Origin of the sequence: Streptomyces sp. NPDC052114 (genome assembly GCF_040680155.1) — a bacterium.
Classification (GTDB): Bacteria; Actinomycetota; Actinomycetes; order Streptomycetales; family Streptomycetaceae; genus Streptomyces.
Map to the genome: position 1 here is coordinate 104020 of NZ_JBFAWC010000019.1, position 25766 is coordinate 129785.

The 25766-nt window shown below is 72.4% G+C and carries 22 protein-coding genes and 1 pseudogene; 11 read left to right on the forward strand and 12 right to left on the reverse strand.

Annotated elements, in window-relative coordinates; genetic code table 11:
- Window positions 1-20 precede the first annotated feature (20 nt).
- The 3 genes and pseudogenes from AB0L89_RS33250 to AB0L89_RS33260 all read left to right on the forward strand — a co-directional run.
- Complete coding sequence (locus tag AB0L89_RS33250; RefSeq protein WP_365149477.1) at window positions 21-1271, forward strand: erythromycin esterase family protein; 1251 nt, start codon at window positions 21-23, stop codon at window positions 1269-1271.
- Window positions 1272-1430: 159 nt separating this feature from the next.
- Window positions 1431-1760 (forward strand): hypothetical protein, encoded by a 330-nt coding sequence (locus tag AB0L89_RS33255; protein WP_365149480.1) that lies wholly within the window; start codon window positions 1431-1433, stop codon window positions 1758-1760.
- Between the two features lie 71 nt (window positions 1761-1831).
- Window positions 1832-2284, forward strand: a pseudogene (locus AB0L89_RS33260) (molybdopterin dinucleotide binding domain-containing protein); the annotation flags it as partial.
- Here the strand turns inward: AB0L89_RS33260 and AB0L89_RS33265 are convergent.
- Window positions 2232-2930 (reverse strand): TetR/AcrR family transcriptional regulator, encoded by a 699-nt coding sequence (locus AB0L89_RS33265; protein ID WP_365149483.1) that lies wholly within the window; start codon window positions 2928-2930, stop codon window positions 2232-2234. The pseudogene AB0L89_RS33260 and the gene AB0L89_RS33265 overlap by 53 nt on opposite strands.
- A 247-nt stretch (window positions 2931-3177) precedes the next feature.
- Between AB0L89_RS33265 and AB0L89_RS33270 the strand changes: the two genes are divergently transcribed.
- Entirely contained in the window at window positions 3178-4116 is a 939-nt protein-coding gene (locus AB0L89_RS33270) for an MBL fold metallo-hydrolase (protein ID WP_365149486.1), read from the forward strand.
- A 66-nt stretch (window positions 4117-4182) separates the two neighbouring features.
- On the opposite strand, the gene AB0L89_RS33275 is transcribed toward AB0L89_RS33270, so the two are convergent.
- The 4 genes from AB0L89_RS33275 to AB0L89_RS33290 all read right to left on the reverse strand — a co-directional run bounded on the left by AB0L89_RS33275 (window position 4183) and on the right by AB0L89_RS33290 (window position 10721).
- Complete coding sequence (locus tag AB0L89_RS33275) at window positions 4183-5553, reverse strand: lanthionine synthetase C family protein (RefSeq protein ID WP_365149489.1); 1371 nt, start codon at window positions 5551-5553, stop codon at window positions 4183-4185.
- Entirely contained in the window at window positions 5550-8930 is a 3381-nt protein-coding gene (locus tag AB0L89_RS33280) for a lantibiotic dehydratase (RefSeq protein ID WP_365149492.1), read from the reverse strand. The genes AB0L89_RS33275 and AB0L89_RS33280 overlap by 4 nt, the downstream gene beginning before the upstream one ends.
- 5 nt (window positions 8931-8935) lie before the next feature.
- Window positions 8936-9106 (reverse strand): hypothetical protein, encoded by a 171-nt coding sequence (locus AB0L89_RS33285; protein WP_365149495.1) that lies wholly within the window; start codon window positions 9104-9106, stop codon window positions 8936-8938.
- A gap of 175 nt (window positions 9107-9281) precedes the next feature.
- Entirely contained in the window at window positions 9282-10721 is a 1440-nt protein-coding gene (locus AB0L89_RS33290; protein WP_365149498.1) for an MFS transporter, read from the reverse strand.
- Between the two features lie 85 nt (window positions 10722-10806).
- On the opposite strand from AB0L89_RS33290, the gene AB0L89_RS33295 reads away from it, so the two are divergent.
- From AB0L89_RS33295 to AB0L89_RS33310, 4 genes are all read left to right on the forward strand, one after another.
- On the forward strand, window positions 10807-11484 hold the full coding sequence (locus tag AB0L89_RS33295) for a TetR family transcriptional regulator C-terminal domain-containing protein (RefSeq protein ID WP_365149501.1): 678 nt from the start codon (window positions 10807-10809) through the stop codon (window positions 11482-11484).
- On the forward strand, window positions 11471-12676 hold the full coding sequence (locus AB0L89_RS33300; RefSeq protein ID WP_365149504.1) for a cytochrome P450: 1206 nt from the start codon (window positions 11471-11473) through the stop codon (window positions 12674-12676). Before AB0L89_RS33295 ends, AB0L89_RS33300 begins: the two co-directional genes overlap by 14 nt.
- Before the next feature lie 168 nt (window positions 12677-12844).
- Complete coding sequence (locus tag AB0L89_RS33305; RefSeq protein ID WP_365149507.1) at window positions 12845-14416, forward strand: phenylalanine aminomutase (D-beta-phenylalanine forming); 1572 nt, start codon at window positions 12845-12847, stop codon at window positions 14414-14416.
- A gap of 36 nt (window positions 14417-14452) precedes the next feature.
- On the forward strand, window positions 14453-14839 hold the full coding sequence (locus AB0L89_RS33310) for a nuclear transport factor 2 family protein (protein WP_365149510.1): 387 nt from the start codon (window positions 14453-14455) through the stop codon (window positions 14837-14839).
- 85 nt (window positions 14840-14924) lie between these two features.
- On the opposite strand, the gene AB0L89_RS33315 is transcribed toward AB0L89_RS33310, so the two are convergent.
- The 6 genes from AB0L89_RS33315 to AB0L89_RS33340 form a co-directional block, all read right to left on the reverse strand.
- The gene (locus AB0L89_RS33315) at window positions 14925-16466 is read right to left on the reverse strand and encodes a benzoate-CoA ligase family protein (protein WP_365149513.1); all 1542 of its coding nucleotides are present in this window, start codon (window positions 16464-16466) and stop codon (window positions 14925-14927) included.
- Window positions 16467-16559: 93 nt separating this feature from the next.
- Window positions 16560-17957 carry an FAD-binding oxidoreductase gene (locus AB0L89_RS33320; RefSeq protein ID WP_365149516.1) on the reverse strand — a complete coding sequence of 466 codons (1398 nt, stop codon included), beginning with the start codon at window positions 17955-17957 and terminating at the stop codon, window positions 16560-16562.
- A gap of 52 nt (window positions 17958-18009) precedes the next feature.
- Window positions 18010-19032 carry an acyltransferase domain-containing protein gene (locus tag AB0L89_RS33325; RefSeq protein ID WP_365149519.1) on the reverse strand — a complete coding sequence of 341 codons (1023 nt, stop codon included), beginning with the start codon at window positions 19030-19032 and terminating at the stop codon, window positions 18010-18012.
- Window positions 19033-19039: 7 nt separating this feature from the next.
- On the reverse strand, window positions 19040-19303 hold the full coding sequence (locus AB0L89_RS33330) for an acyl carrier protein (RefSeq protein ID WP_365149522.1): 264 nt from the start codon (window positions 19301-19303) through the stop codon (window positions 19040-19042).
- A gap of 63 nt (window positions 19304-19366) precedes the next feature.
- The gene (locus AB0L89_RS33335) at window positions 19367-20590 is read right to left on the reverse strand and encodes a ketosynthase chain-length factor (protein ID WP_365149525.1); all 1224 of its coding nucleotides are present in this window, start codon (window positions 20588-20590) and stop codon (window positions 19367-19369) included.
- Window positions 20587-21858 carry a beta-ketoacyl-[acyl-carrier-protein] synthase family protein gene (locus tag AB0L89_RS33340; protein WP_365149528.1) on the reverse strand — a complete coding sequence of 424 codons (1272 nt, stop codon included), beginning with the start codon at window positions 21856-21858 and terminating at the stop codon, window positions 20587-20589. Before AB0L89_RS33340 ends, AB0L89_RS33335 begins: the two co-directional genes overlap by 4 nt.
- A gap of 208 nt (window positions 21859-22066) precedes the next feature.
- Here AB0L89_RS33340 and AB0L89_RS33345 point away from each other — a divergent pair, with 208 nt between their 5' ends.
- From AB0L89_RS33345 to AB0L89_RS33355, 3 genes are read left to right on the forward strand one after another with little or no spacing between them, the layout of a single operon-like run.
- Window positions 22067-22870, forward strand: coding sequence for an SDR family NAD(P)-dependent oxidoreductase (locus AB0L89_RS33345; RefSeq protein ID WP_365149531.1), 804 nt, complete (start codon window positions 22067-22069; stop codon window positions 22868-22870).
- A gap of 56 nt (window positions 22871-22926) precedes the next feature.
- Window positions 22927-23661, forward strand: coding sequence for a class I SAM-dependent methyltransferase (locus AB0L89_RS33350; RefSeq protein ID WP_365149534.1), 735 nt, complete (start codon window positions 22927-22929; stop codon window positions 23659-23661).
- A gap of 9 nt (window positions 23662-23670) precedes the next feature.
- Window positions 23671-24873: a thiolase family protein gene (locus AB0L89_RS33355; protein ID WP_365149537.1), complete on the forward strand. Its 1203-nt coding sequence runs from the start codon at window positions 23671-23673 to the stop codon at window positions 24871-24873.
- Between the two features lie 88 nt (window positions 24874-24961).
- Here AB0L89_RS33355 and AB0L89_RS33360 read toward each other — a convergent pair whose 3' ends face one another.
- Window positions 24962-25738, reverse strand: coding sequence for an enoyl-CoA hydratase/isomerase family protein (locus AB0L89_RS33360; RefSeq protein ID WP_365149540.1), 777 nt, complete (start codon window positions 25736-25738; stop codon window positions 24962-24964).
- Window positions 25739-25766 lie beyond the last annotated feature (28 nt).

Below are 25766 nucleotides of genomic sequence, written 5' to 3' on the forward strand. Positions count from 1 at the left end.
TCAACGATAGCGTTGAAGGCATGGCGACCGACATCAGGACCACCGCCCATGCCGTCGAGGCTGCCGCTGTCATGAGGCTGCTTCCGGCCCGGCCACGCATGCTCGCCCTGGGTGAGCCCACCCACGGCGAGGACACCCTGCTCGACCTGCGCAACGAGCTCTTCCGGCAGCTGATCGAACAGGAGGGGTACCGCACGATCGCGATCGAGAGCGACTGCCTGAGGGGCCTGGTCGTGGACGACTACGTCACCTCGGGCAAAGGCACCCTCGACGAGGTGATGGAGCACGGCTTCAGCCACGGATGGGGCGCGTCCGCGGCCAACCGCGACCTCGTGCGCTGGATGCGCGCCCACAACGAGGGCCGGCCCGCGTCCGAGTGGCTCCGCTTCGCCGGTTTCGACGGCCCGTTGGAGATCACCGGCGCCGAGAGCCCCCGGCAGGCGCTCACCGCGCTCCACGACTACCTCGCGGCCCGCGTGGGCGCGGACCTGCTGCCCTGCACCGCCGACGTACTGGACCGCCTGCTCGGAAGCGACGACCGGTGGACCGACCCCGCCGCGATGATGGACCCGGCCCAGTCGGCGGGACAGTCCCCCGAGGCCGGTCGGTTGAGGCTGCTCGCCGACGACCTGGTGGCGCTTCTCGACGCGCAGGCTCCGCAGCTGCGCGGGGTCCGGGCACCGCGCCTTCCCGATGCGGCCTCCCGGGAGGAGAAGGAGGAGTGGGACCGGGCGTGCCTGTACGGGCGCACCGCCACCGGCCTGCTGCGCTACCACCACTGGATGGCCGACACCTCGCCCGCCCGCATGACGCGCCTGTGCGCGCTGCGGGACCTCATGATGGCGGACAACCTCCTCGCCGCCGCGGAACGGGGGCCCGTCCTCGTTCACGCGCAGAACGGGCACCTCCAGCGGCAGAAGAGTTCGATGCGGATGTGGCAGGGGCAGGTGGAGTGGTGGAGCGCCGGGGCGCTGGTGAGCGCACGGCTCGAAGAGGAGTACGCCTTCGTGGCCACGGCCCTCGGCACCCTCCGGCACCAAGGGGTGGACACTCCGCCGCCGGACACCGTCGAAGGACTCCTCTACGCCCTCCCGGAGGACCGCTGCGTGATCGACGCCCGGCGGCTGGCCGACGTCCTCGGTGACGAGCGGCCCGCGCTCCGCGTGTCCCCGTGGTTCGGCTACGCCCCGTTCGATCCGGCCCACCTGGCGGACAGCGACGGGATCGTGTTCGTCAAGGACGTCCCGCAGCCGGCGCCCCGTCCGGCCTGAGTCCACCGCGCAGGTGGGTGTGCGGGTCGCGTGCCCCCGGCGTGTACGCGGCGCCGCTGCCACCTTCGGGTGCGGTCCCGCCCGGAGTGCGGCGGGCCTCCTCCCGGTCCTGCTGTGCTGATGTCGGACACCGACCGCTCTCAGCACAGGAGGTCTCCCATGTACAGGTGGAAACGACTGGCCAGGACGGCCGTAGTGGCCGCTTCGACGGCCGTGTTGGTGACAGGACTGGCGACCGGCGCCCAGGCCGCGTCGGGCACCTTCGCCTACAACCGTGCCGATACGGGCTTCCGGCAGGTCATGGAGAACCCGCCGGACGACGAGTGCCTGGTGATGCCGGGCGGCGGTGGCGTCGTCGACAACTTCACGGACACCGTGGCCACGCTCTACCGGGACGAGGCCTGCACCATCCCGCAGGACACGCTGCCGCCCAACAGCGGCGGCGCGTACGGCGGAGCGACGGTTCCCCACTCGGTGTTCTTCGGCTAGCCGATGAGGGGGTGCGCCGCCTCGGCGGCGCACCCCGGCCAGGCGGCGAGATCCGGCCACGGCTGGTTCTGATCATCTTCCTGACGCCGTCGGGCAAGGCGGAGTTCTCGCTCGCTCCGCTCAACGACCCCACGCCGTCCGCCGGGCTGCTCACCCTGGCCACCGTCCGCTCCCACGACCAGTGGAACACCACGATCTATTCCGACGACGACCGCTACCGCGGGGTGAAGAACCTGCGCACGCTGCTGTTCATGAACGCCGGGGACATGCGTGAGCGCGGCCTCGCGGACATGGCGGAGGTGGACATCACCTCCCTCGCGAAGGACGGCACCCGCCGTACCGTGCGGCGCTACCGGGCGATCGCCCACGACCTGCCGCGGGGCTGCGCGGTCGGCTACATGCCGGAGCTCAACGTCCTGTGCCCGGCGGGCGACTTCAGCGCGCAGAGCGACCAGCCGCTGATGAAGCACCTCACTGTGGAGGTGACCCCTTCGGCTGCGCCGTCGGCCGCAGCGCCCGCGTGAGCCGGTCGATGCCGGCGTCGTCCACGGGTGCCGTCCCGGTGAGGGTGCCGACCAGGGCCTGGGCGAGGACGGTCGCGCTGCCGATCCGGGTGTCCTCCCGCTCGTCGCCGGTGACCTTCCCGATCACGGCGTCGCGCACCGACCGGGAGATGTCGAGCCCCCCGAACCGCTCGGGGAAGGACAGCGCCATCAGGCACACGCCCACATTGGCGGAGAGTATCGACTGAGCGGCCAGCCCGGCGGGCGTACGCAGCCGGCCGGCGGCGCCGCAGCGCTCGACGGCCGACAGGAGCAGGGCCTGTGCCTCCTTGATGGCCTGCGGTCTGGCGTCTCCCGTCGGCGTGAACATCAGCCGGTAGAGGTGGGGGTTGCCGAGCGCGAACGCGACGTGGCTGTCCCACGCCGTGCGCAGGTCCGCCACCGGGTCGTCGGTGAGCGGATTGCGCCGCTTGTTGGCGAGGAACCGCTCGAAGCCGAGGTCGGCGACCGCGGTGAGCAGCCCCTGCTTGTCGCCGAACTGCCGGTAGATCTCGGGCATGCCGACCTTGGCCCGGTCGCAGATGGCGCGGGTCGAGATCGCCAGCGCGTCCTTGGTGGCGAGCAGTTCCGCGGTGGCGTCCAGGATGCGCTCTCGTGCCGTCGACATGGACCCACGATAGCAGCGCTAACGGATCTGACCTGGGGGTATCCGGCGCAGCGGGGTGTGCGGAGGGGGTACTTGCGGAGCGTTGTTATCAACGCTTACGCAATATGTTAGCGTTCAAAACGCCTGGGGGGTCGAACAGGGCCTGCCCCAAGGCGTCCCACCGTTCCGTTCGTGCCGATGCCCTTGCGCACACCTGCCCGTCCGCGGGTCCGTACCGGCGTCCGTACCGAGAGAGCAGGTATTCCTGATGAACCGTTCGACGTTCCTCCGCGCCGCGTCGGCCGCTGTCGCCGTCACCGCGAGCATGTCCCTCCTCGCGGCCTGCGGCGGCGGGGGTGACGACGACGCCGCCAAGGCGGCCCCGGCCGCGGACGCGGCGAAGGCCGGCGACCGGGGTGCCGAGGCCACCGCCTTCACCGCCACGCACGTCGGCGGGCCGACCACGGTCCTGGAGATCGGCGGCGCGCGCCTCCTGCTCGACCCGACCTTCGACGAGCCCAAGAAGTACAAGAGCGGTTTGGAGAAGAAGCAGGGCCCGGCCTTCGGCCCCGAGAAGCTCGGCAGGATCGACGTCGTGCTGCTCTCGCACGACCAGCACGACGACAATCTCGACGACAAGGGCCGCGCGCTGCTCAAGGACATCCCCGTCGTGCTCTCCACGCCGGGCGCGCACAAGCGGCTGGGCAAGCACGTCACGGGTATGAGGAGCTGGTCGTCCAAGAACGTGAAGACCTCCCGCGGCAGTGTCAAGGTCACCGCGGTGCCCGCGCTGCACGGCCCCGACGGGGTGGACCGCGGCGCGGACGGCGAGGTCACCGGCTTCCTGATCAGCGGCAAGGGCGTCCCCACCACGTACGTCTCCGGTGACAACGCCTCGGTCGAGGTGGCGAGGAAGGCCGGGGACCGCATCAAGAAGAGGTTCGGCCCCATCGACACGGCCGTCCTCTTCGCGGGCGCGGCCCGCACCCCCGCGATCCTCGACAACGCGCCCCTGACGCTCACGTCCAAGAACGCGGCCCGCGTCGCGAAGGACCTCGACCCCCGCAAGGTGGTCGCGGTGCACACCGACAGCTGGAACATCTACTCCGAGGACATGGCGTCCCTGGTGAAGGCGTTCAAGGACCAGGGCGTCGACGACAAGCTCGTCGACCTCGAACCGGACGGCGAGGCGAAGGACCTGTCGTAGGCGCAGGGCTCTGTCGTAGGCGTCTGCTGTAGGGGGCTGTTGTAAGGGGGGCGGGCGGCCGGGGTCTCAGGACAGCAGCAGGACCCGGTCCCAGTACGGCTGCCGGTCGTCCCGGTCGTCCGCCACGAGCGAGAGCAGCGCGGCGGCGATTCCCGCGGCGCCCTGGAGGATTCCCGCGACGGGGCGCTGCGCGGGCGGGAAGCCGAACGGGGCCTCGGCGTCGGCGAGTTCGAGGACCCTGGCACCCGCCGCGCCCGCCTGGTCGAGCAGGGGGACGTCCCCCGTCGTACGGCCGAGTCGCCATGCCACCTGAAGAAGTCCCGCCCGGCCGTGGCAGACGAGGGCGTCCGGCAGGGGGTCGGGGGCGTGGTCGCGGCGGGGGAGGGCGTGGAGCGCGGCCAGGGCGAGGTGCTGCCACGCGGGAGTGCCGGTGACCCGGCCCGCGCGGTGCAGGGCGGAGGCGATGCCGGGGGCGCCGTAACACCAACTGGGCCGGGGGACCTCGGGCGGTGGCGCGGCCCCTTCGGCGGGGCGGGTGTCCGCCGTCTCCTCCTCGAAGGCGATGCGGGCGGGCCAGTACGGGCCCGCGCCGTCGGTGCGGGCCCGCCGCACGAGCCAGTCGCCGATCCGGTGCAGCGCCCCGTCCTGGCCGGGGACGGTGACGCCGTGCTCCGTACACAGTGCGAGCAGCGCGAGCGGCCCCGAAATCCCGTGCGCCAGACCGACGTTGAACTCGCCGAGCGGACACCGCTCGCGGTCGCGCTCCAGCACCAGCAGCCGCGAGGGCACCCACCAGCCGGGCACCTCCCGCCCCCGCACGGTGACCGGCCGCGACAGCTCGACGAGAAGGGTGAGCGTCTCCCGCAGGGCGGGCCCGGCCGTCCCGCGCTCCTCGTCGCCGCCCTCCAGGAGCGCGGTCAGCAGCAGACGGCCGGTTCCGGAGAGGCCCGCGATGGCGTCGTACATGGCCCACCGCACACCGCCCTCGCGCACCGCGGCCGTCCGTTCCACCGCCACCTGTTGCCGCTGCTCGTCCGCGACATGGGCGACCAGCCGGCGGCGCAGGCGCGGATAGTGGCCGCCGTACGGGGCGCACGCCTGGACCGCCGCCAGTACGGCGGCGGGCCCCATGTGCAGTCCGCCGGAGACCGTGCCGTGCGAGAGCGCCTCGGCCGCGGTGGTGATGTGGGCGTGGGCGGGGCGCAGCCAGGCGCGGTCGTGCCCGGCCAGCCCGGCCAGCAGCAGTGCCACTCCGGCGTGGTTCTCCAGGGAGTCCGGGCGGGTGGCGCCGGGGAACTCCTCGGCACGCCCGGTGTACCGGGTCACTCGCCGCGGATCGGCGAGCTGCCCGGCCACGCGCTCGACGGCGTCCTCGATCGCCTCCGGGGCGGGCCGGGGCGCCGCCGGTCCGGGGGAAGCGGCGGGGCGGGCCGTCATCGTCCGTGCCTCTGCCGGTCGGCGTGGGCCAGCACGCAGGCACGGGCCAGGGCGTGGGCACGGCGCTCACGCTCCCGGTCGTGGCCGAGCACGCGGTTGCAGACCAGGTGCGTGAGGCTCGGCACGACGCGGGCGAGCGAGGGGGCGGCGGGGTCCTGCGCGCGGTGGGCGGCCAGGTCCCTTTCGTACGTGCGCAGTGCGGTCGCGCACGCTTCGAGCGCCGTCAGGACGGCGCGGCCCTCCGCGCTCTCCCGCAGGCCCGGCCAGCCGCCCGCCGGGTCGATCAGGCGTAGCCACCCGGCGCGACGGGCGCGGAAGTCCTCCGGCAGGTCCCGCGCGCTCGCGAGGCCGGACAGCCAGGCCGCGCCCCTCGTCGTGCTGTCGTCGTACCTTCTCGACGCACCCCGGCCGGGCGGCGGTCGCGTCAGTCCATGGGCCAGCGAGGCCACGGCGCAGGCGGCGAGTGCCGTGCCGTCGAGCCCCGGGAGGCCGTGCCGCGCGACCGTCAGGAGGGTGAGCGCCGCCCGGCTGTCGGCGCAGAAGTAGTCCTCGACGGCCCGTTGGACCGGCGGCCCGCCGTAGCGCTCCCACTCGGGGTCGTACGTGTCGAGGACGAAGCGGCCCACGGCCCCCTCGTCCGTCCACTGCCGCACGGCGTCCCGGAACCGGGGGAAGAAGGTGTGCCACAGGGCGTCCGCCGGACCGTGGAAGCGGAGCCGCAGATGGTCGGCCTCGTCGCGGTAGCGGACGAAGAACCACCGGTCCACGGCCGCTCGTTCGTCGGGTGTCAGGCCGTCGAGGAGCGGGGCGAGGTGCTCGCACAGGAAGGCGTCGGCGGTTCGCGCGGGCAGGTACAGCTTCGCGTACAGCCACTCCTCGCCGGGCAGACGCAGGCGCCGGTGGGTGTCCTGAACGACGGGCGAAACGGGGGTGGCCCGCGCGGCCGACGTGACCGGGGCGGGCGGGACCAGGGCGGGCGAGCGGCGCAGCGGCACGACCAGCTCGGTCACATGAGGCGCGCCGGACGCGTCCCGCAGCCACGCGTCGGGCCGTGCGTCCCCGCTCGGCAGCTCCCCGCCGGGCAGCTCCTCGGCGAGCAGGTCGGGCTGTTTCGCGGCCGCGTCGCGGAGGACGTCGAGATGGTGGGGACACTCCAGGTCGAGCCGGAGCCGGCGGTCGTACCGGCCGACCACGAGGTGCCGGGGCACGGACCAGCGGCGGCGCCAGGCCGCGACCGCGTCCCGCCACGCACCGCTAGCGCCCTCGGCGGTGCCTGTCCCGTCGGGACGGTCACGGTCGGCCGCGGCCGGTTCGTGCAGCTCGTCCAGGCGCCAGCGCGCGGGGGAGAGGACCGTCCTGCCGTGGCGCACACGGGGCAGATACGGCAGGTCGTCGAGCGGACCCCAGTTCCACGGGCGCGGGTGGTGCTGCCCGAACCGTGCGATGTCGAACAGGAGCCGCGCCGCGTTGGGCGCCTGCCCCTGGGCGTCGAGCGCGTGGTGGGCGAGGGGCCGCAGCCTGCGGCCCGAGGGCAGATGCACGGCGTACAGATGCTCGGGACCGGCGCCGACACCGATCTCGTCGAGGCCCACCTCGAACTCGGCGGGCCCCGGCGGGACGCCGAGGGAGAGGCGGTGGGCCGCGGTGGGCGGGCAGTTGGAGACGTTGCGGCCGCGGCCGAGGCGGGGCTGGTAGGCGATGGTGAGCGGCAGCACGGGGTCGATGCGGTGGGTGCCGTCCCCGGCGGGGCGGCCGTCGCCCGCGGTGGATCCGTGGCTCCCCGGCGGGAGCGCGCCGCCCTCCGCGGGCGGCGCCACGGCGGCGGATACCTCGTCGACGAGCGAGCCGAGGAGCCCCGCGAACCGGCCCGTGGTCGCCCCCGCCTCGAGCGGCCCCGGCCACGGGCCCGCCACCAGCAGATACGCCCCGCGCGACAGCTCCTCCTGCGACGCGGCGACCAGCTGGACGTGGAACTCGCAGGACTCCGGCGCCTGCGCCGGGCCCAGCGGCCGCGGCACGAGCCGCTCGACGTCCGCGTCGTCCAGGACCACCTCGCGCGTGCCGTCGCGCAGCGCCCGTGCGGCGATCCCGGCCAGGAAACGGTCCCGGTCCGTCGAAGAGGCGGGCGGGGCCCCGGACCCGGACTCGGCGGAACGCGCGCTGTGCCGCGGCCACGTGTATCCGGCGGGCGCGCCGAGCCCCCGCGTGTCGTCGAGGAGCTCCGGCAGCGGCACGGTCCGGTCGACGCCGTAGCGTTCCAGGAACGCCGCGTGGTACGCGCGCAGTTGGGGTGCCCCGGGTGTGGGCGGCGACAGGCGCCACAGCACACCGGCCGCGCGCGCCGCCTCGTCGAAGACGTCGACGGGCAGGCGGACGTCCGCGCCGAGCGCGAGGTCCACGTGCAGGGGCTGTTCCGTCGCGCGCAACTCCCGCATACGGGTGGTCAGTTCCGTCAGTACGTCCCGACGCCGCCCCAGCGGCGTGGCGTCGTAGCGGGCACGAGCATCCGCGATCGACCGCAGCGCGGACAGCGGCTCACGGGCCGCGGGGCAGTCCTCGGCCACCCGGTCGAGCACGGCGACGACCTGGTCCAGGGCGTCGGACCCGTCCTGGGCCGGGCGCAGCTCCGTGAGCAGGAACTCCTGCCCGACCAGGGCCTGGACGACCCGTCGCGCCGCACCCGCCGGAGCCCGGGGAAAACGGTCCTCCAGCTCACGGACCACATCGCCCGCGAGCGCGCCGCCCGCCGCCTTCTCCAGCGCGGCGAGCACCGCCGCCGTGTGACGGATCGAGACCTCGTCCCTGCGCCGCTCGCCCCGGCCCTGGGCGGTGTCGGACGGCGCGACGGCCACGAGCCGTCGGCCGCGCGTCACGAGCCCCGCGTGGGAGCGCACCACGAGATGCGCCAGCAGGTCGCCGTTGCCCTCCCACTGCCGGACGAGCCCGGCCAGCCAGTCGAGGTCGACCTGTGTCCTGCTGGCGGGAGCCGTGCGCCACCGCACCTTCGCCGACCGGCCCGCCCGCACGGGGGCGACGCCCGCGAACAGCCCGAACGGCGTGCATCTGGTGCGGATGCGGCTCTCGTAGCGCACCACCGACACGGCGGCCTTGGACAGGCGGCCGTCCGGCACCGCCCTTGCCCGGTCGGGGTCGGCGGCGAGGACGACCGACTCGGCGAGCGAAGGGCTGGCGACGCGCAGCGCGTCCATGAACACGGCGTCCCCGGCCGCCGCGCGGAGCAGTTCGGCGCGGGACGGGGCGGCGAGCCACGCCGGGGGCTCCGAGCCGCGCAGCGGCGCGCGCAGGAGGGCCGCGTGGACCGGCTGGAACGGACCGTCCCGCAGTGCTCCCGACGGCGTCGGAGTCCCCGGCGGCACGCGGTTCAGCAGGTGACGCAGGTGAGGGGATTGATGACGGTCTGACAGCTCGACGTACAACTGGTGGTCGGGAAAGCCGAGTCGGGTCCGGACTCGCTCAGCCGAATGTCGACGTCGAGATCGAAGACGTCGTCATGGGCAAGGTCCTCAGCGTGTTCCTGGATGACAGGGGACATGGATGACACTCCTTGAGAAAAGGAAATCTGCCAGGTCATTGCCGAAGTTGCGCTGGGACGCTAGCAGCACGTTCATAAGATCCACAACCGATCGATCACCGGCCATGGCTCAATAAATCCCTTGCGGGCAAAGGGAATTGAATATTCGAAGGAGTGAATTCCGGCTGCTGTCCGGTTACGGTCCGGCGGTCGGCCTGGGCAGCGCCAGTGCGCCCGCCGCGACGGCGACCAGCATCACCGCCATGGCGAGGAACGCGTGGCCGTACGCGTCGGAGAGCGCCGCCGCGCTCTGTCCGCCACCGGCGGCGAGGGCGACCAGGGCGGCGAGCCCGACGGAGCCGCCGATCTGGCGCGTGGCGTTCATCAGGCCGGACGCGGCGCCCGCGTCGGCGTCGCCGATGCCGGAGGTGACCGTGGTCGTGACCGGGGTGATCAGCAGGCCCATGCCCGCGGACATGACGACGGCCGGGCCGAGCAGCCCGGCGAGATACCCGCTGTCGGGAGTGGCCTGGCTCTGCCAGAGGAAACCGGCCGCGGAGAGGGCCGCGCTGATCACGATCAGCTTGCGCGCGCCGACGTACTCCATGACGCGCGGCGCCGAGCGGGCCCCCGCGATGCCCACCAACGTGTGGGGAAGGAAGCCGAGGCCGGTCTTGAGCGCGCCGTAGTGCAGCACGTTCTGCATGTAGAGCGACAGGAAGTACCACATGGGGATGAAGCAGGCCCCGGCCAGCAGCATCACCGTGTTGCCGACGGAGATGGCCCGCACGCGGAACAGGCGCGGTGGGATGAGCGGTGCGGGGGCGTAGCGCGCCTCCACCACGACGAAGGCGATCAGTGCGAGGAGTCCGGCCGCGAGCGCCGTCGGGGTCACCGGGCCGCTCCAGCCGCGGCTCTCGATCTGCGAGATGCCGTAGGTCAGCGCGCCGACCCCGACGGTCGCCAGTACGGCGCCCGGGACGTCGAGCCGCTGCCCCCGTCCGCGCTCCCGGTCGCCCGGCAGGAGGGGGAACGCGGCGGCGAGGGCGAGGGCGCCGATGGGGACGTTGATCAGCAGGATCCAGCGCCAGGACAGGGATTCGGTGAGCACGCCTCCGATGAGGTTGCCCGCCGCGCCGCCCGCTGAGCTCACCGCCGTCCAGGTCGCCACCGCCCGCGTGCGCGCGGCGCCCTCGGCGAACGTGGTGGTGAGGATGGTCAGTGTGGCGGGGGCGAGGACGGCCGCGCCGAGCCCCTGCACCGCGCGGGCCGCGACGAGCAGGGCCGGGCTGTCGGCCACGCCGCCCACCAGGCTCGACGCCGTGAACAGGAAGAGGCCGAGGACGAACACCCGCTTGCGGCCGTAGAGGTCGGCCAGTCGGCCGCCGAGGAGCAGGAAGCCGGCGAAGACCAGCGCATAGGCGTTGACGACCCACTGCAGTCCGGCCGGGTCGAAGCCGAGGGCGTGCTGGATCGAGGGCAGCGCGACGTTCACGACCGAGACGTCGAGCACCACCATGAACTGCGCGGCGCAGGCGAGGGCGAGCACGGCCGATGTCGCCGCGCGGCCGCGCGAGTTCCTGTCGCCGCCGGCCGTGTCCGTGAGTAACGCGTCGTCCGGTTCGAGCTGTCCCATGGGCCCTCTTGTCTCTGTGGTGATCTCGCGTAGCTTTTTTGGATACGTGCGTATCCTAAAAGTACCCGGGCCCAGGAGGAAGACCGTGCCGAAGATCGTCGACCACGCGGAGCGCCGCGTCCTGATCATCGAAGGGCTCGTGCGGCTCGCGGGCCGGGAAGGACTGCACGCGGTGACGATGAGATCGGTGGCCGCCGAGGCGGGCGTGTCGCTCCGCGTGGTGCAGTACTACTTCGACGGCAAGGCCGAGTTGATGCACGCGGCGCTGCAGCACCTGGAGCGGCAGAGCAGCGCACGCTGGGCGGACCGCATGGCCCGCTCGCCGCGCCCCGCGACGACGCGCGCCTATGTGGAGGAGCTGCTCGCCGAATCGTTCCCGACGACCGAGCAGAGCCGTGCCTTCCGGCTCGTGTGGACCTCGTACGCGGTGCTGGCGATGACCGACCCGGACCTGGCGGCCAAGCCGTTCGTCGAGGGCCCCAACCGGTTCGAGCGGCAACTCGCGGAGGTTCTGGAACAGGCCCAGGCCGAAGGGGAGTTGGTTCCGGACCTCGACGTCGCTGCCGAGGCGGCCCGGCTGCTCAGCCTCAACCACGGTCTCGGCACGAGTGTGCTGGTCGGCCAACGCACCGCCGAGGACGCCAGGAACGTGCTCACCTACCACCTCGACCGCGTCTTCGGTCCGACCGGGCAGGCGGAGACCTCGACCACGCGGACGGCGGCTCCGGCCGCGGGCGGAAGGGGTTCCCATGGCCCTCGGTGACGCGGCTCCCCGGCCCTTCCCCTTCGCGCCGGCCCCCGGCCTCGACGAAGAACCCCAGTTCGCCGCTCTGCGGGCGAGCGAGCCCCTGTGCAGGGTGCGACTGCCGTACGGCGGCGACGCCTGGCTGGTCACGCGGTACGAGGACGTGAAGCGGGTGCTCGGCGACCCGCGTTTCAGCCGCGCGGAGACGACCCACCCCCACGTGCCGCGGCTGCAGCCGGTCCCCGCGGGCGAGGGACTCCTCATGTCCCTCGACCCTCCCGACCACACCCGGCTGCGCCGGACGGTCCTGGGCGCGTTCACCGTACGCCGCATGAACGGACTGCGGCCCGCGACCGAGGTGATCGCCCATGAACTGCTGGACGCGATGGAGGCTCCGGGGCCGCCCGCGGACCTGGTCGGCGCCTTCGCGCTGCCGCTGCCGGTCCGCGTGATCTGCGCACTGCTCGGAATCCCGTACGCGGACCACGCGGATCTGCTGCGCTGGTCGCACACCCTGCTGTCCACCACGGCCTGCGACGAGAGGGCGATGGCGGAGGCCGACACGGCGTTGACGCGCTACTTCACCGGCCTGGTGGCCCGCCTGCGCGGCGAGCCGTCGGACGGACTGCTCGGGGAGCTGGTGAGAGCACGGGACGCCGAGGACGGCCGGCTCGACGACGGCGAAGTGGTGGCCCTCGCGCGGGACCTGCTCATCGCGGGCCACGAGACCACCGCTGCCCAGATCACCAACTTCACCCACGTGCTGCTCCACCACCCCGAACAGCTGGCCGAGTTGCGTGCGCGGCCGGAGCTGATGCCCGCCGCCGTGGAGGAACTGCTGCGGTACGTCCCCCTGGGCCCCGGGGCCTTCCGGGCCAGGGTCGCCGTGGAAGAGGTGGAGCTCTGCGGCGTACGGATCGGGCCGGGGGAGACGGTGTTCGCGCCGACCGTCTCCGCCAACCGCGATCCCGGGGCGTTCGACGATCCCGCGCGCCTGGACCTCGGCCGCAGACGCAACGCGCACCTCGGCTTCGGATACGGGATGCACCACTGTGTGGGCGCCCAGCTGGCCAGGATGGAGCTGAACGTGGCCATGACGGCGCTGCTGGCGCGGTTCCCCGCGCTGCGGCCCGCCGCCGAGGCGGACGACATCCAGTGGAAGTCGGGGGGCCAGGTACGCGGACCGCTGCGGCTGCCCGTGCGGTGGTGAGCACCCGCCGGGCCCCCTTGACGCGAAGCGACGCGAACCGTGCCGTCCCTTGGGACCCGCTTGCTCACGCCTGGAGCAGGACTGGACCGCGTGCCGACACATTGCCGTGAGACGCAAGCAGATCGGCATCCCTGCAACAGGTCTTCACGGCAACTCAAAGGACGCAACGTGACATTCGTCGTAGAGTCAGGAGAACGTGTCCGGCTTCACCAGGTCGAGAGCGTCGCCGCGCAGCGCACTCCCGTCGAACTCGCCGCTCCGGTCCGGGCGCGGGTCCATTCCTCGCGCGAGATCCTGGAGAAGTTCGTCGAGGACGAGCGGGTCATCTACGGGGTCAACACCAGCATGGGCGGCTTCGTCGACCACCTCGTCCCCGTGACGCACGCCCGCCGCCTCCAGGAGAACCTGATCAACGCGGTCGCGACCAACGTCGGGGAGTACCTCGACGACACCACGGTCCGCGCCGTCATGCTCTCCCGCATCGTCTCCCTGGCCCGCGGCAACTCCGCGGTCACGCCCGCGAACCTGGACACGCTGGTCGACGTGCTCAACGCGGGCATCGTGCCGTGCGTGCCGCAGAAGGGGTCCCTGGGCACCAGCGGCGACCTCGGTCCGCTGGCGGCGATCGCGCTCGTCTGCGCCGGACAGTGGAAGGCGCGCCTCGGCGGCCGTACCCTGCCCGGGGCCCAGGCGCTGGCCGAGGCGGGCATCGAGCCGATGGAGCTCGGCTACAAGGACGGACTGGCACTCATCAACGGCACGTCCGGGATGGTCGGCCTCGGCACGATGGTGTACCGGGCGGCCCAACGGCTCGTGGACACTTACCAGATGGTCTCGGCACTCTCCGTCGAGGGCCTCGCGGGCATGATGAAGCCCTTCGACCCGCGCGTGCACACCGTCAAGCCGCACCAGGGGCAGCGCGAGGTCGCGCGGCGCCTGTGGGAGGGGCTCGCCGACTCCGGCCTTGCGGTCAACGAGCAGGAGACCGAGCGTACGCTCGCCGGGGAGATGGGCACGGCGGCCAAGGCGGGTTCCCTGGCCATCGAGGACGCGTACTCGATCCGCTGCACCCCCCAGATCCTGGGGCCCGTGGTGGACTGCCTCGCCCGGATCGCCGAAACGCTGGAGGACGAGCTCAACTCGTCCAACGACAACCCCATCGTGCTGCCGGAGGAGGCAGAGGTCTTCCACAACGGCCATTTCCACGGACAGTACGTGTCCATGGCCATGGACCACCTCTCGATCGCCCTGACCACGGTCACGAACCTCGCCAACCGCCGCGTGGACCGCTTCCTCGACAAGAGCAACAGCAACGGTCTGCCCGCGTTCCTGTGCAGCGTCGACCCGGGCCTGCGGCTCGGGCTGATGGGCGGTCAGTTCATGACGGCGTCCCTCACCGCGGAGACCCGTGCCCTCACCGTGCCGATGTCCGTGCAGTCGCTGACCACCACCGCGGACTTCCAGGACATCGTGTCCTTCGGCTTCGTCGCGGCACGCCGGGCCCGCGAGGTGCTGACCAACACGGCGTACGTGGTGGCCTTCGAACTGCTCTGCGCCTGCCAGGCCGTGGACATCCGGGGCGCGGACCGGCTCTCCTCCTGGACCCGGCCCCTCTACGAGCGGACCCGGAAGATCGTCCCCTTCCTCGACCACGACGAGACGATCACGGACTACGTGGAGGCCCTGGCGGCCGACCTGCTCGCCGCGGATCCGGCGGGTGCGACACCGGCCGGCCGGTGAACCGCCCCGACACCCCTCAGCGTCGAAGGAGCCTCTATGGCAACCACCACGTCCGAACAAGCTGTGCTGAACCTCGTCGAGGAGTGGCGGGCGGCCGAACTGGCGGGTGACTGGGCGGCCCTGGGCGACCTGCTCACCGACGACTTCATCGGCGTCGGACCCAAGGGCTACCTGCGCACCCGGGACCAGTGGACGGCGCGCCACCGTTCCGGTGCCGTGCGCACCACCGCCTTCGCGATCGGGGAGGCGCAGGTGCGCCACTACGGGGACACCGCGGTCGTGCTCGTGGCCCAGACACAGCGGAGCACCAACAACGGCGACGACGCGAGCGGCGCGTTCCGCTTCACGCTCGTCGCCGTGCGCGCCGAGGACCGGTGGCGCCTGGCGGGGCTGCACGTGAGCCCCGACGCCGCGGCCTCATAGCCGGTGTGCGCCCTGCCCCGTACCGCCCGCCTCCTCGGCGCGGGCGGTACGGCCGCGTCACGGGCGGGCCGTACCGGCAAGGCCCTCAGACGATCCCGCGGTCCAGTCCCCAGGCGCGCAGCTCGAACCGGCGGACCTTGCCCGTGGCCGTCTTGGGCAGCTCACCGACGAACTCGACGGCGTGGGGGAACTGGTAGCGCTGCAGATGCTCCTTGCACCACCGCTGGAGCTGCGGGGCCAGCTGTTCCACGGGGGCGGCGTCCAGCGGCACGACGTACGCCTTGATGCGACTGAGCCCGTCGGCCCGCCGCACTCCGACGACGGCCGCCTCCAGGACACGCGGGTGGTCCAGGAGCACGTCCTCGATCTCCGTCGGCGCGACCCACAGCCCACCGACCTTGATCATGTCGTCGTCCCGCCCCTGGAACCAGTGGAAGCCGTCCGCGTCCACCCGGTAGCGGTCACCCGTGCGGTACCAGTCCCCGTACAGGGCGGCCCTGGTGCTCTCCGTGCGGTGCCAGTAGCCCGACAGCGCACTGGCGCCGCGTACGTACATCACCCCGCTGCCGCCCGGCCCCGGGCTGCTGCCGTCGGCGTCCACGAGCTTGATCTCGTAACCCGGCACGGCCTTGCCGGACGAGCCGGGCCGCTCCGCGCCCGGGGTGTTGCTGCAGTAGATGTGCAGCATCTCCGTCGATCCCACGCCGTCGAGGACGGACAGCCCGTACATGTCGTGCCAGGAACGCCAGATGGGTGCCGGCAGCGACTCGGCGGCCGAGACGCACAGCCGTACCGACGACAGGTCCCGCCCGGCCGCGCCCGGCGCGTGGAGCATCGCGTTGTAGAGCGTCGGTACGGAGAAGAAGAGCGTGGGCCGGAACCGCTCGACGGTGTCCAGCACGGCGTCCGGCGTCGGTCGGCCGCGCATCAGCACGGACGAACCCCCGAACCAGAGGGGAAAGGTCAGGCCGTTGCCCAGACCGTAGGCGTGGAAGAGCTTCGTGGAGGAGAAGTGCACGTCGTGGTGCGAGGCCGCGAGGACCTGCCCGGCGTACTGCCGGCAGGTCGCCACGACACTCCGCTGGAGATGCACCGCCCCCTTGGGGCGCCCCGTCGAACCGGAGCTGTAGAGCCAGAACGCCACGTCCTCGCCATGGGTGTCCGCCGGAGCGAGTTCGCCGCCGTCGGTGTCGAGCAGTTCCCGCAGGGACAGGGCCTTCGTGGCGGCACCCGTGGTGACGACCGTGACGTCCGTGCCGGCCAGCACCGAGGACAGGGCGTCGCTCAGCGGCGCGTCGGCGACGACGACCTTCGCGTAACTGTCGTCGACGAAGAAGCGGAAGTCCCCGACGCGGGAGCGCGGATTGACCGGCACCGGCACGGCACCGATCCTGATCGCGCCGAGAAAGGCGACGACGAAGTCCGGCGAGTCGTCGAGCGCGAGCAGCACCCGCTCCTCGCGTCGGACGCCCAGTGCGCCGAGCGCGCGGCCCATCGCGCACATGCGGCCGAACAGCTCGGCGTAGGTGACCCCCTCGTCACCGCAGCGGAACGCGACCTTGTCGCCGCGGCCGTCGTCGAGGTTCCGGTCGACGAGGGTGGAGAGGTTGAAGCGCTCCAACGGCATGGCTGCTCCTCGGAATCGACGACGTGAGGCCGCCCCGGGCCACGGAGAGCGGGGATCTCCGGCGGGCCCGGGGCGACGGGGGCTCCTGACGCGCTAGCGCGTGGCAGGCGTGATGTTGGGGTTGAGACGGAACAGGTTGGCCGGGTCGTACTCGGCCTTGAGCGCCTGGAGGCGGGCGAACTTGGCCCGGCCGTAGGAGTCCTCGGTGCGCCCGCCCTCGGTCGGGTTCATGAAGTTGACGTATCCGCCCCTGCTCAGGTGTGGGCCGAACGCCTCGAACCCCTCGCGGGCCCATCGGGTGTGCTCCGCGTCGTCGGTGGGCTTCATCCAGGCCGCGGCGAAGTTGAGGACGAACGGCGAACGGCGGTTGTTGTAGGCGGTGGCGTCGTCCGGCACCCTGGCCACCGCGCCCGCCAGATACAGCAGCTCCAGCTGGGAGAACGGCGAGGTCAGCCGGGCGGCACTGGCGAGGGCCACGTCGATCGCCTCGTCCGTCAGCTCCGCCAGGTAGCCGCTCTTGGTGTAGATGCGGTCGGGCACGACGGCGCCCGGGAACGAGTACGCCTGGAGACTGCGGTACGGCAGCGTCGCCTTGGTCACCCCGTACGCCTTGCCGCAGGCGAGGAAGGACTCGATCCGCCGCTCGCCCTCATGGGGATCGCCCACCCAGCAGCCCATCGCGCAGATCACGGGCTTGCCCCGCAGCTCCTCGGGCAGTTCGGGCAGCGGCGGGGCAAGACGCAGATAGCACGCCCACGTCAGCTCGTCGGGGGCTTCGGCCATGTGGTCCCGCCAGGCCCGCAGCACCTGTTGACCCTCGTCGAGGGAGAAGTACGCGCTGGCGAAGCGGACCGGGCCCACCTTGTGGAGCTTGAACTCGAACTCGGTGACGACGCCGAAGTTCCCGCCTCCGCCGCGCAGCCCCCAGAACAGCTCGGGGTGTTCCGTCTCGGACGCGGTGAGCACCCGTCCGTCGGCGGTCACGAGCTCGACGGAGAGCAGATTGTCGATGGACAGGCCGTATGTGCGGCTCAGCCAGCCGAACCCGCCGCCGAGCACCAGGCCGCCGAGGCCCGTGTGGGACACCACGCCGGCCGGGGTCGCCAGCATGTGGGCCTGCGTCGCCGTGTCGAAGGCCCCGAGCAGGCAGCCTCCTTGCGCCCTGGCGCGCCGCGCCGCGCGGCTCACCCTCACCGAGCTCATCGGCGAGAGATCGATGACGATCCCGCCGTCGCAGGTCGAATGCCCCGCCATGCTGTGCCCGCCGCCGCGCACCGCGACGAGCAGGCCCTGCGTGCGGGCGAAGTTCACCGCGGTGACGACGTCGTCCGTCCCCGTGCACCGGGCGACGAGCGCGGGGTACTTGTCGATGGCGCCGTTCCAGATCCTGCGGGCCTCGTCGTAGTCGGGGTCACCGGGCAGGACCACCTCCCCGCGGAACGCACTGGTGAAGTCGGACAGAGCCGATTCGTCGATCGTCGTGGACGGCATCTCGTACGTTTCCTCCTGGGCTCGTCGCCGCGCTCGGCGGGAGTGGCCTGTGTCAGCCGAGCGGGACCGCGGCGCCTGACGCGTGCCCGTGGCTCCTCAGCTGTTCCAGTGCCGTGGTGAATGTGTGCAGATCGGCGCCGTCCTCCGCGCGGCGGGGCGGCAGGGTCGGGAGGGCGATCGAGCGTCCCGAGGACACGGCGGTGGTACGCCTGGCCAGCGTGGTCAGACTCTGCCCGGGCCCCGCCTCGACGAGGACGTGGTCGCCGGAGGCGAGCAGTCGCCGCAGCGCGGGGGCGAACAGGACGGGCCGGGCGGCCTGCCCCGACCAGAACGCCGGGTCGGTCGCTTCCGCGTCCGTCAAGACGTCGCCCGTGCAGGCGGAGAAGACCACCGTGTGCGGGGGTTTCAGCGGAGGCCCGGTCGCGCCGTGCCCGTGCGCTTCGAGCACGGCCCGCATGACCGGGCTGTGGAACGGCTGGCGGGCACGGGCCCGCGCGCAGGTGAACCCGTCTTCGGACAGAGCGAGTTGTACGTCGTGCAGCGCGGGATCGACGCCGGCGAGCAGCAGTTGCCGCGGGCCGTTGACGGCGCCCACGACCACCTCGTCCCGCAGATACGGGGCGATCTGCTCCTCCGTGGCGGCCACCGCCAGCATGCCGCCGGCCGGGGCGTGGCGGTAGATCCGCACGAAGTCGTGCAGGTACCGCAGCCCGCTCTCGAAGTCGATGACTCCGCCGAGCGTCCCCGCCGCGAGCTCACCGACGCTGTGGCCCAGCAGGGCGTCCGGCCGGACCCCCGAGGCCATGAGCAGGCCGCCCAGCGCGCAGTTGACCGCGTACAGGAGGGGTTGCGCGCGGGAGATGTCGTCGTACGCGGCGGACGGCGAGGCCGCGAGCCACTCCTCCCGAAGGGTCCGGCCCGACGGCCCGAAGGCGTCGAACGCCCGGTCCATGGTCGTGGTGAAGCTCTCCGAGACGCCGTAGAGGTCCGCTCCCATCCGGGGGTGCTGGGCTCCTTGCCCCGGGAAGAGGAACGCGACCTTCCTGGGCTGTGGCTCGGTCGCATCCGACGCCATGCCGAGATCAGTCCGCGGTAGCGGCGGAGGAGCCGGTCGGGGCGTTGGCGTACTCCAGAATGGCGCGCGCCGTCTTCAGCTCACGGACCACGTCCTCCGGGATGTCGACCCCGTGCCGGTGCTTGAGCTGCGCCGAAGTCTCCAGCAGCACCAAGGAGTCGTATCCGAGTTCCTCGAAGGGACGGTCGCTGATGTCCTCGCCGGACAGCTCCTGCGGGTCCTCTCCGGCGCACTCCGCGAGGATGAGGCGCAGGTCTTCGAGCGTCAGCATCTGAGGCCTTCCTGTTCGGGGGCGGGCCGCGCGGCTGCGGCACCGCCGTCTGGGGAATGAGGGTCAGCGCACGTCCTGGACCACCAGGGCCGAGTTGAATCCGCCGTGCCCACGGGCGAGTACGAGAACCGAGGAGAGCTCGCACGGGCGCGGTTCGCCGAGGACCAGGTCCATGTCGTGGGCATCCGCGGCGCGGTCGACGTGCACGGCCGGGGGAATGACGTCGTCCCGCAGGGCGAGCAGCGCGTACACCACGTCCAGCGGGCCGCCACCGGCCATCAACCGGCCCACCATGGACTTCGGCGCGCAGACCGGCACACCGCGGGGACCGAACACCGCGCGCAGCACGGCCGCCTCCTCGGCGTCCAGCTCGGGCACACCGGCCGCGTCGGCGACCACCAGGTCGATCTGTTCCGGCAGCAGGCCCGCGTCGGCGAGCGCCGACTCCGCCGCCCTGCGCAGCCCGCCGGGCCGGTCCGAGCCCGGCGGCGGGTCGAAGGTGGCCGCGTAGCCGGTGATCCGGCCGTAGGGAAGCCGGTCCGTGCGCCTGCGGGCGGCGTCCGCGTCCTCGAGGGTGAGGATCGCGCCGCCCTCACCCGGGACGTAGCCGTTGGCGCGCGGCGCGAACGGAAGGTACGCGTCCGTGGGGTTGGCGGCCTTGCTGACCGTGCCGGACGCCTGGTGCGAGACCCAGCCCCACGGGTCGAAGGACGACTCCACGCCGCCGGTCAGCATCAGTTCGCCGCGACCCCGGCGAATGAGCCGGCGTGCATGACCGATCGCGTCGAGCCCGCCCGCCTGCTCGGCGACGACGACGCCGCCGGGGCCGCGCATCTTGTGGCGGATGGAGATCTGCCCGGTGTTGACGGCGTAGAACCAGGCGAAGCACTGGTACACGCTGACGTGGTCGGGCCCGAGCGTCCACAGCTTTTGCATCTCGCGGTGCGAGAACTCGAACCCGCCCGTCGCGTTGGACGTCACGACCCCGCAGGCGAACTCGTCCAGCTCCGTCATCGTCACATCGGCGTCGGACAGGGCCCAGTCCGCGGCGACCAGGGCAAGGCGCGTGACCCGGTCGGTCTGTGGCAGCAGCCGCGCGGGCAGGTGCTCACGCGCCGAGAATCCGCTGATCCGGCCCGCCAGCCGCGCGGAGTACCCGGCGGCGTCGCAGTCGGCCACCTCCCCGATGCCTGACGTGCCGTCGAGGGTCGCCTTCCAGAAGTCGTCGACGCCGAGGCCGTTGGGGGCGACCACCCCGAGGCCCGTCACGACGGTGTCCACGGTCATCGGTGCCTCCCAGGTCGTTTCTCCAGGAGCATCGCGCTCTGGAATCCGCCGAATCCGCTGCCCACGGTGAGGACGGTGTCGAGCTCCGCGTCCCGCGCCTCCAGAGGGACGTAGTCCAGGTCGCACTGCGGGTCGCTCTCGTGCAGGTTCGCCGTGGGCGGCACGGTGCTGTGGCGCATCGCCAGCGCGCACGTGGCGACCTCGATCGCCCCGATCGCGCCCAGCGAGTGCCCGATCATCGACTTGATCGAGCTGACCGGGATGTCGTACGCGTGCGCGCCGAGGCTCCTCTTGATGGCACCGGTTTCGTGCAGGTCGTTCTGTCGGGTGCCGGAGCCGTGCGCGTTGACGTAGTCGACCGCCGACGCGTCCGTGCGGGCCTCGGCCAGAACCGTGTCGATGGCGCGCGACATCTCCGTGCCGTGCGGCGTCAGACCCGTCATGTGGTACGCGTTGGAGTGCGACGCGTAGCCCGTGATCTCGCCGTAGATGTCCGCGCCCCTGCGCTCGGCCCGCTCGCGCTCCTCCAGGACGAGCATCGCCGCGCCCTCCGCGATCGCGAAGCCGTCGCGGGTGCGGTCGAAGGGCCGGGGCGCGTGCGCGGGATCGTCGTTGCGGCGCGTCGTCGCCTTGATGGCGTCGAAGCACGACACGGCGATCGGCGTGATCGGGGCGTCCGTCGCCCCGGCCAGCATGACGTCCGTACTGCCCTCCTGGATGAGGTGGAAGGCGTGCCCGATCGCGTCGATGCCCGAGGTGCAGCCGGCCGAGACGATCGAGACGGGCCCTTCGGCACCCACCGCCCAGGCCGTCTCCCGCGCCATCGAGCCGGGCACGAAGTAGTCGAACAGGTGCGGAGACGCGTACTTCTCGTCGACGAGCCACTCCTTGCCCTCGTCGGAGAGCACCACGTACTCCCGCTCGATGCTGGTGGCGGAGCCCACCGCGGTTCCCACGCTCACCCCCCATCGCGCCGGATCGACGCCCTCGCCCGCACGGATACCGGCCTCGGCGGCCGCGCGTCTGGCGCACGCCACCGAGAACAGGCTCGCCCGGTCCAGACGCCGCACCTCCCTGCGGCTGAAGCCGGACGCCAGCGGGTCGAAGTCGATCTCACCGGCCACTTGTGAACGGAAGGCCGCGGGGTCGAACGCAGTGATCCTGCGAATCGCACTCCGGCCCGCCGTGATCATTTCCCAGAAGCCCGTGGTGTCCGTCGAGCCAGGGGCGAGGACACTCAGGCCCGTAATGACAACTTGTCGGCTCACGATGCGAGACCCTGCCGGGCCGCGCTGGAGCCACGGTCCAGGCGGAGTCCGGGCCGGAGCAAGCAGCCAGGAGCGCTTGCGAGGGGCACGAGTGCCGCTGGACCGCCGCTGCATCGCCGGACACGACCCTCGGTGTCGGCCCCGGGCGCATCCGTCGCGGGGCCGAGCAGGCTGCCACGCAGCGCAGAGCTCCGGAAGAAGGGTCCTGATGCCTACGACAGCGGGGAGCAGTCCCCAGGACATCGCCTTGGTCACCGGCGGCACGAGCGGGATCGGCTTCGCGATCGCCCACGCCCTGGTGACGGACGGCTGCAAAGTGATCATCGTGGGCCGCGACGCGGGCCGGCTCCACCTCGCGCTGAACTCGCTGCGCGCGGAGGACGACTCCTTCGACGTCGACGGGTACACCTGCGACGTCCGCGACCGCGAGGCGGTACGGATCATGGTCGAGGAGCTGGTGCGCGACCACGGCGCGCCGCGTGTCCTGGTCAACAACGCGGGACGCGGCGGCGGGGGCGTCACCGCCGAACTCTCCGACGACCTCTGGCTCGACGTCATCGAGACGAACCTCAACAGCGTCTTCTGGGTGACCCGCGCGGTGGTCGCCGCCAGCGAGCCGATCCGGCAGCCCACCGGCCGCATCATCAACATCGCCTCCACGGGCGGCAAGCAGGGCGTGCCGTTCGGTGCGCCCTACTCCGCCTCCAAGGCCGGCGTCATCGGCTTCACCAAGGCCCTGGCCAAGGAGTACGCGGCGGGCGGGCCCACGGTGAACGCGGTCTGCCCGGGCTACGTGGAGACCCCGATGGCGCAGGACATCCGCAGGAGCTACGCGCAGCTCAACGACGTGACCGAGGAGCAGGTGCTCGCGAACTTCGAGGCGAAGATCCCGCTCGGCCGGTACTCGACCCCGGAGGAAGTCGCCGCGATGGTGCGCTACCTGGTCGGCCCGCTGGCGGCCTCGGTGACGGCCCAGGCGCTCAACGTCTGCGGCGGGCTCGGCAGTTACTGAACTCCACGACCGTCCCGGCCACTGATCTCCATGACCGTCCCAAGGGGTAAGCAACCATGACCGTTCAGGTACCGGAACCGGTCTCCTCCTCGGAGGAGACCGACGGACAGCCCTACTACGAGGAAAGGCGCCTCAAACTCTACGACGCCGTGGTGGTGAAGGCGTCGAACCGGCTGCTGTGGCGCTGCCCCAAGGCCCGTCTCATCGGCCACTACAACTCCTGGGTGAGCTCGTCGCACCTGGAGGTGGGACCCGGATCGGGCTACTACCTCGACCACTGCCGGTTCCCGACGGCGTCACCGGACATCACGCTGCTCGACCTCAACCCCGACCCGCTGCGGTTCGTCGCACACCGGCTGAGCCGCTTCGCGCCGCGGACCGTGCGCGCCGACGTGCTCGAACCGCTCCCGGACCTCGGCGGTCCCGGGTTCGACTCGATCGCGTTCAACTACGTGCTGCACTGCGTGCCGAATCCCCCCGAGGGCAAGCAACTGGTGTTCCGGCACCTCCGGCAGGCGCTGGCGCCCGGCGGTGTGCTGTTCGGCAGCACCGTACTGACCCGCGGTGTGCGCCACACCCCAGTCTCGGGTGCCTTCAACCGGCTGTACCAGCGCCAGGGCTCCTTCCACAACGAACGGGACAGCGTGCCGATGCTGCACGACGCCCTGGAGCGGTACTTCGACTGGCACTGGATCGAGGTCCGGGGCAGTGTCGCGCTGTTCGTGGCGAAAGCGGCCAAGGGCCAGGACCCCGACCCGGGTGGCCGCTCCTCGCGGACCCTCGACAGCTGAGGCGGGCACATGGCCTTCGGTGTGGTCTACCGCGACGTGTCGGTCCCGCTGGGCGGGATCTGGTCGTCGCCCTTCGCGCGGTGGGGCGGCACACTCGCCGGGCACTCCAGCCTCGACGTCGCCGTGGCCGTCACGGACCGGGCACTGGACGCACGGCACGTCGACCGCGGTGAGGTGGACGGTCTGGTGCTCGGCTGGACGGTGCCGCAGCCCGCCATCTTCTACGGCGGCCCGACCGTCGCCACCCGTCTCGGCATGCCCGCGGCCTCCGGCCCCATGATCAGCCAGGCCTGCGCGACATCCGTGGCGGCCCTGCACCAGGCCGCGGGCTTCGTGGAGAGCGGCGCGGGACCGCAGCTCGTGGTGGTGACGGACCGCACGAGCAACGGGCCGAGGCTGGAGTGGCCCAACCCGTCGGCGCCCGATCGGGAGCCGGTCCACGAGGACTGGGTGCGGGACAGCTTCGCCCGCGACCCCAGCACCGGCGAGGACATGCTGGCCACCGCGGAGAACGTGGCGGCGGAGTGCGGATTCACGCGTGGCGACACCGACGAGCTCGCCGTGCTGCGCTCCCAGCAGTACGAGCGGTCGCTGGCCGACGACCGGGCCTTCCAGCGCCGGTACATGGTCGACGTCGTCGTCCCGGAAGGAGACGGCGGTCCGGTCCTCCTGACGGCGGACGAAGGGGTGCGGGCGGTGGAGCCCGTGCGCGCCGGCCGCCTGCCGACGGTCCGGCCGGGCGGGGCCCACACCGCGGCCTCGCAGACCCACCCCGCGGACGGGGCGGCGGGCGCGCTCGTCACCACGGGTGCGCGGGCCAGGGAACTGTCCGGCGGGCGGGGCCACGTACGTCTGCTGGCCGCCGGATTCGCCCGGGTGGCTCCCGTGCACATGCCGCGGGCCCTGGTGCCGGCGGCGCGCGCCGCGCTGCAGGCCGCGGACCTGGACATCGGGTCCGTCGCCGCGGTCACCACGCACAACCCCTTCGCGGTCAATGACCTGTACTTCGCCCGGGAGACGGGGGTGCCTTGGGAGTCGATGAACGCCTACGGCTGCAGTCTCGTCTTCGGCCATCCACAGGGACCGACGGGCATGCGTTCCCTCGCCGAGCTGGTCGAGGAGCTGCGGATGCGGGGCGGGGGCCTCGGACTGTTCGCGGGGTGCGCGGCCGGTGACACCGCCGCCGCCCTGGTCGTCGAGGTGACCGACTGATCCGTCCTCTGGACACGTCACGGGCGTCGGCCGTCCTCCCGCGGCCGACGCCCGTGACGCGTGGGTTTCCCGGGACGGATCGGGCCGGCTAGCGCTCGGCGCCGCGCCGTGCCAGGAACCGGTCGATGCCCGCTCGCGCGCCACCGGTCTCCTCGGTCCGCCGCACCGCCTCGGTCTCGCGGGCCATGGCTGCCTCGACGACCTCCCGTCGCGGGCGCAGGAGGGCGAGGTGTTCGGCGGTCGCCGCGCCGGGCCGCGTCCATCGGTGGATCAGGCGGAGCGCGGCCGGGAGGAGCGCCGAGGGGGCCACGATCTCGTCGAGGAGGCCGATGTCCAGGGCCTGCCGGGCGTCGAGCCTGGTGCTTTCCAGGACGAGCCGCAGGGAACGGTTGCCGATCAGCCGGGGCAGCAGGACGCTCGCCGCGTTGGAGACGGTCAGACCGAGGTCGTTCTCCGGCAGGAAGTAGGCGGCATCAGTGGTGCCCAGGCGGTAGTCGAAGCAGAGCGTCAGCTCGCCCGCGCCGCCGACGGCGACTCCGTTGAGGGCGGCGACGGTGGGGATCCGCGTCTCCAGTGCCGCGCGGGTGATGTCGTGGAACAGCTCGGCCTCGGCGACCAGCCCGTTCGCGGGGGCCGCGGCGGCCTCGCGCAGATCCTCCCCGGCGCAGAAGGCCCGCCCCTTGCCCGTGAGGACGATGCCCCGCACGAGAGCGCCGTCCCCGAAGCGGCGCAGCACAGCGGCCAGTTCACGGCGCATGTCCGCGGTGAGCGCGTTGAGCCGGTCCGGCCGGTCGAGCGTGACGACAGCCACCTCGTCGCGCACGGACACGTCGATGTGCCCGGATCGGGACTCCAGGACGTCCATGGTGATCTCCCCTCTCTCGTCTGTCCGC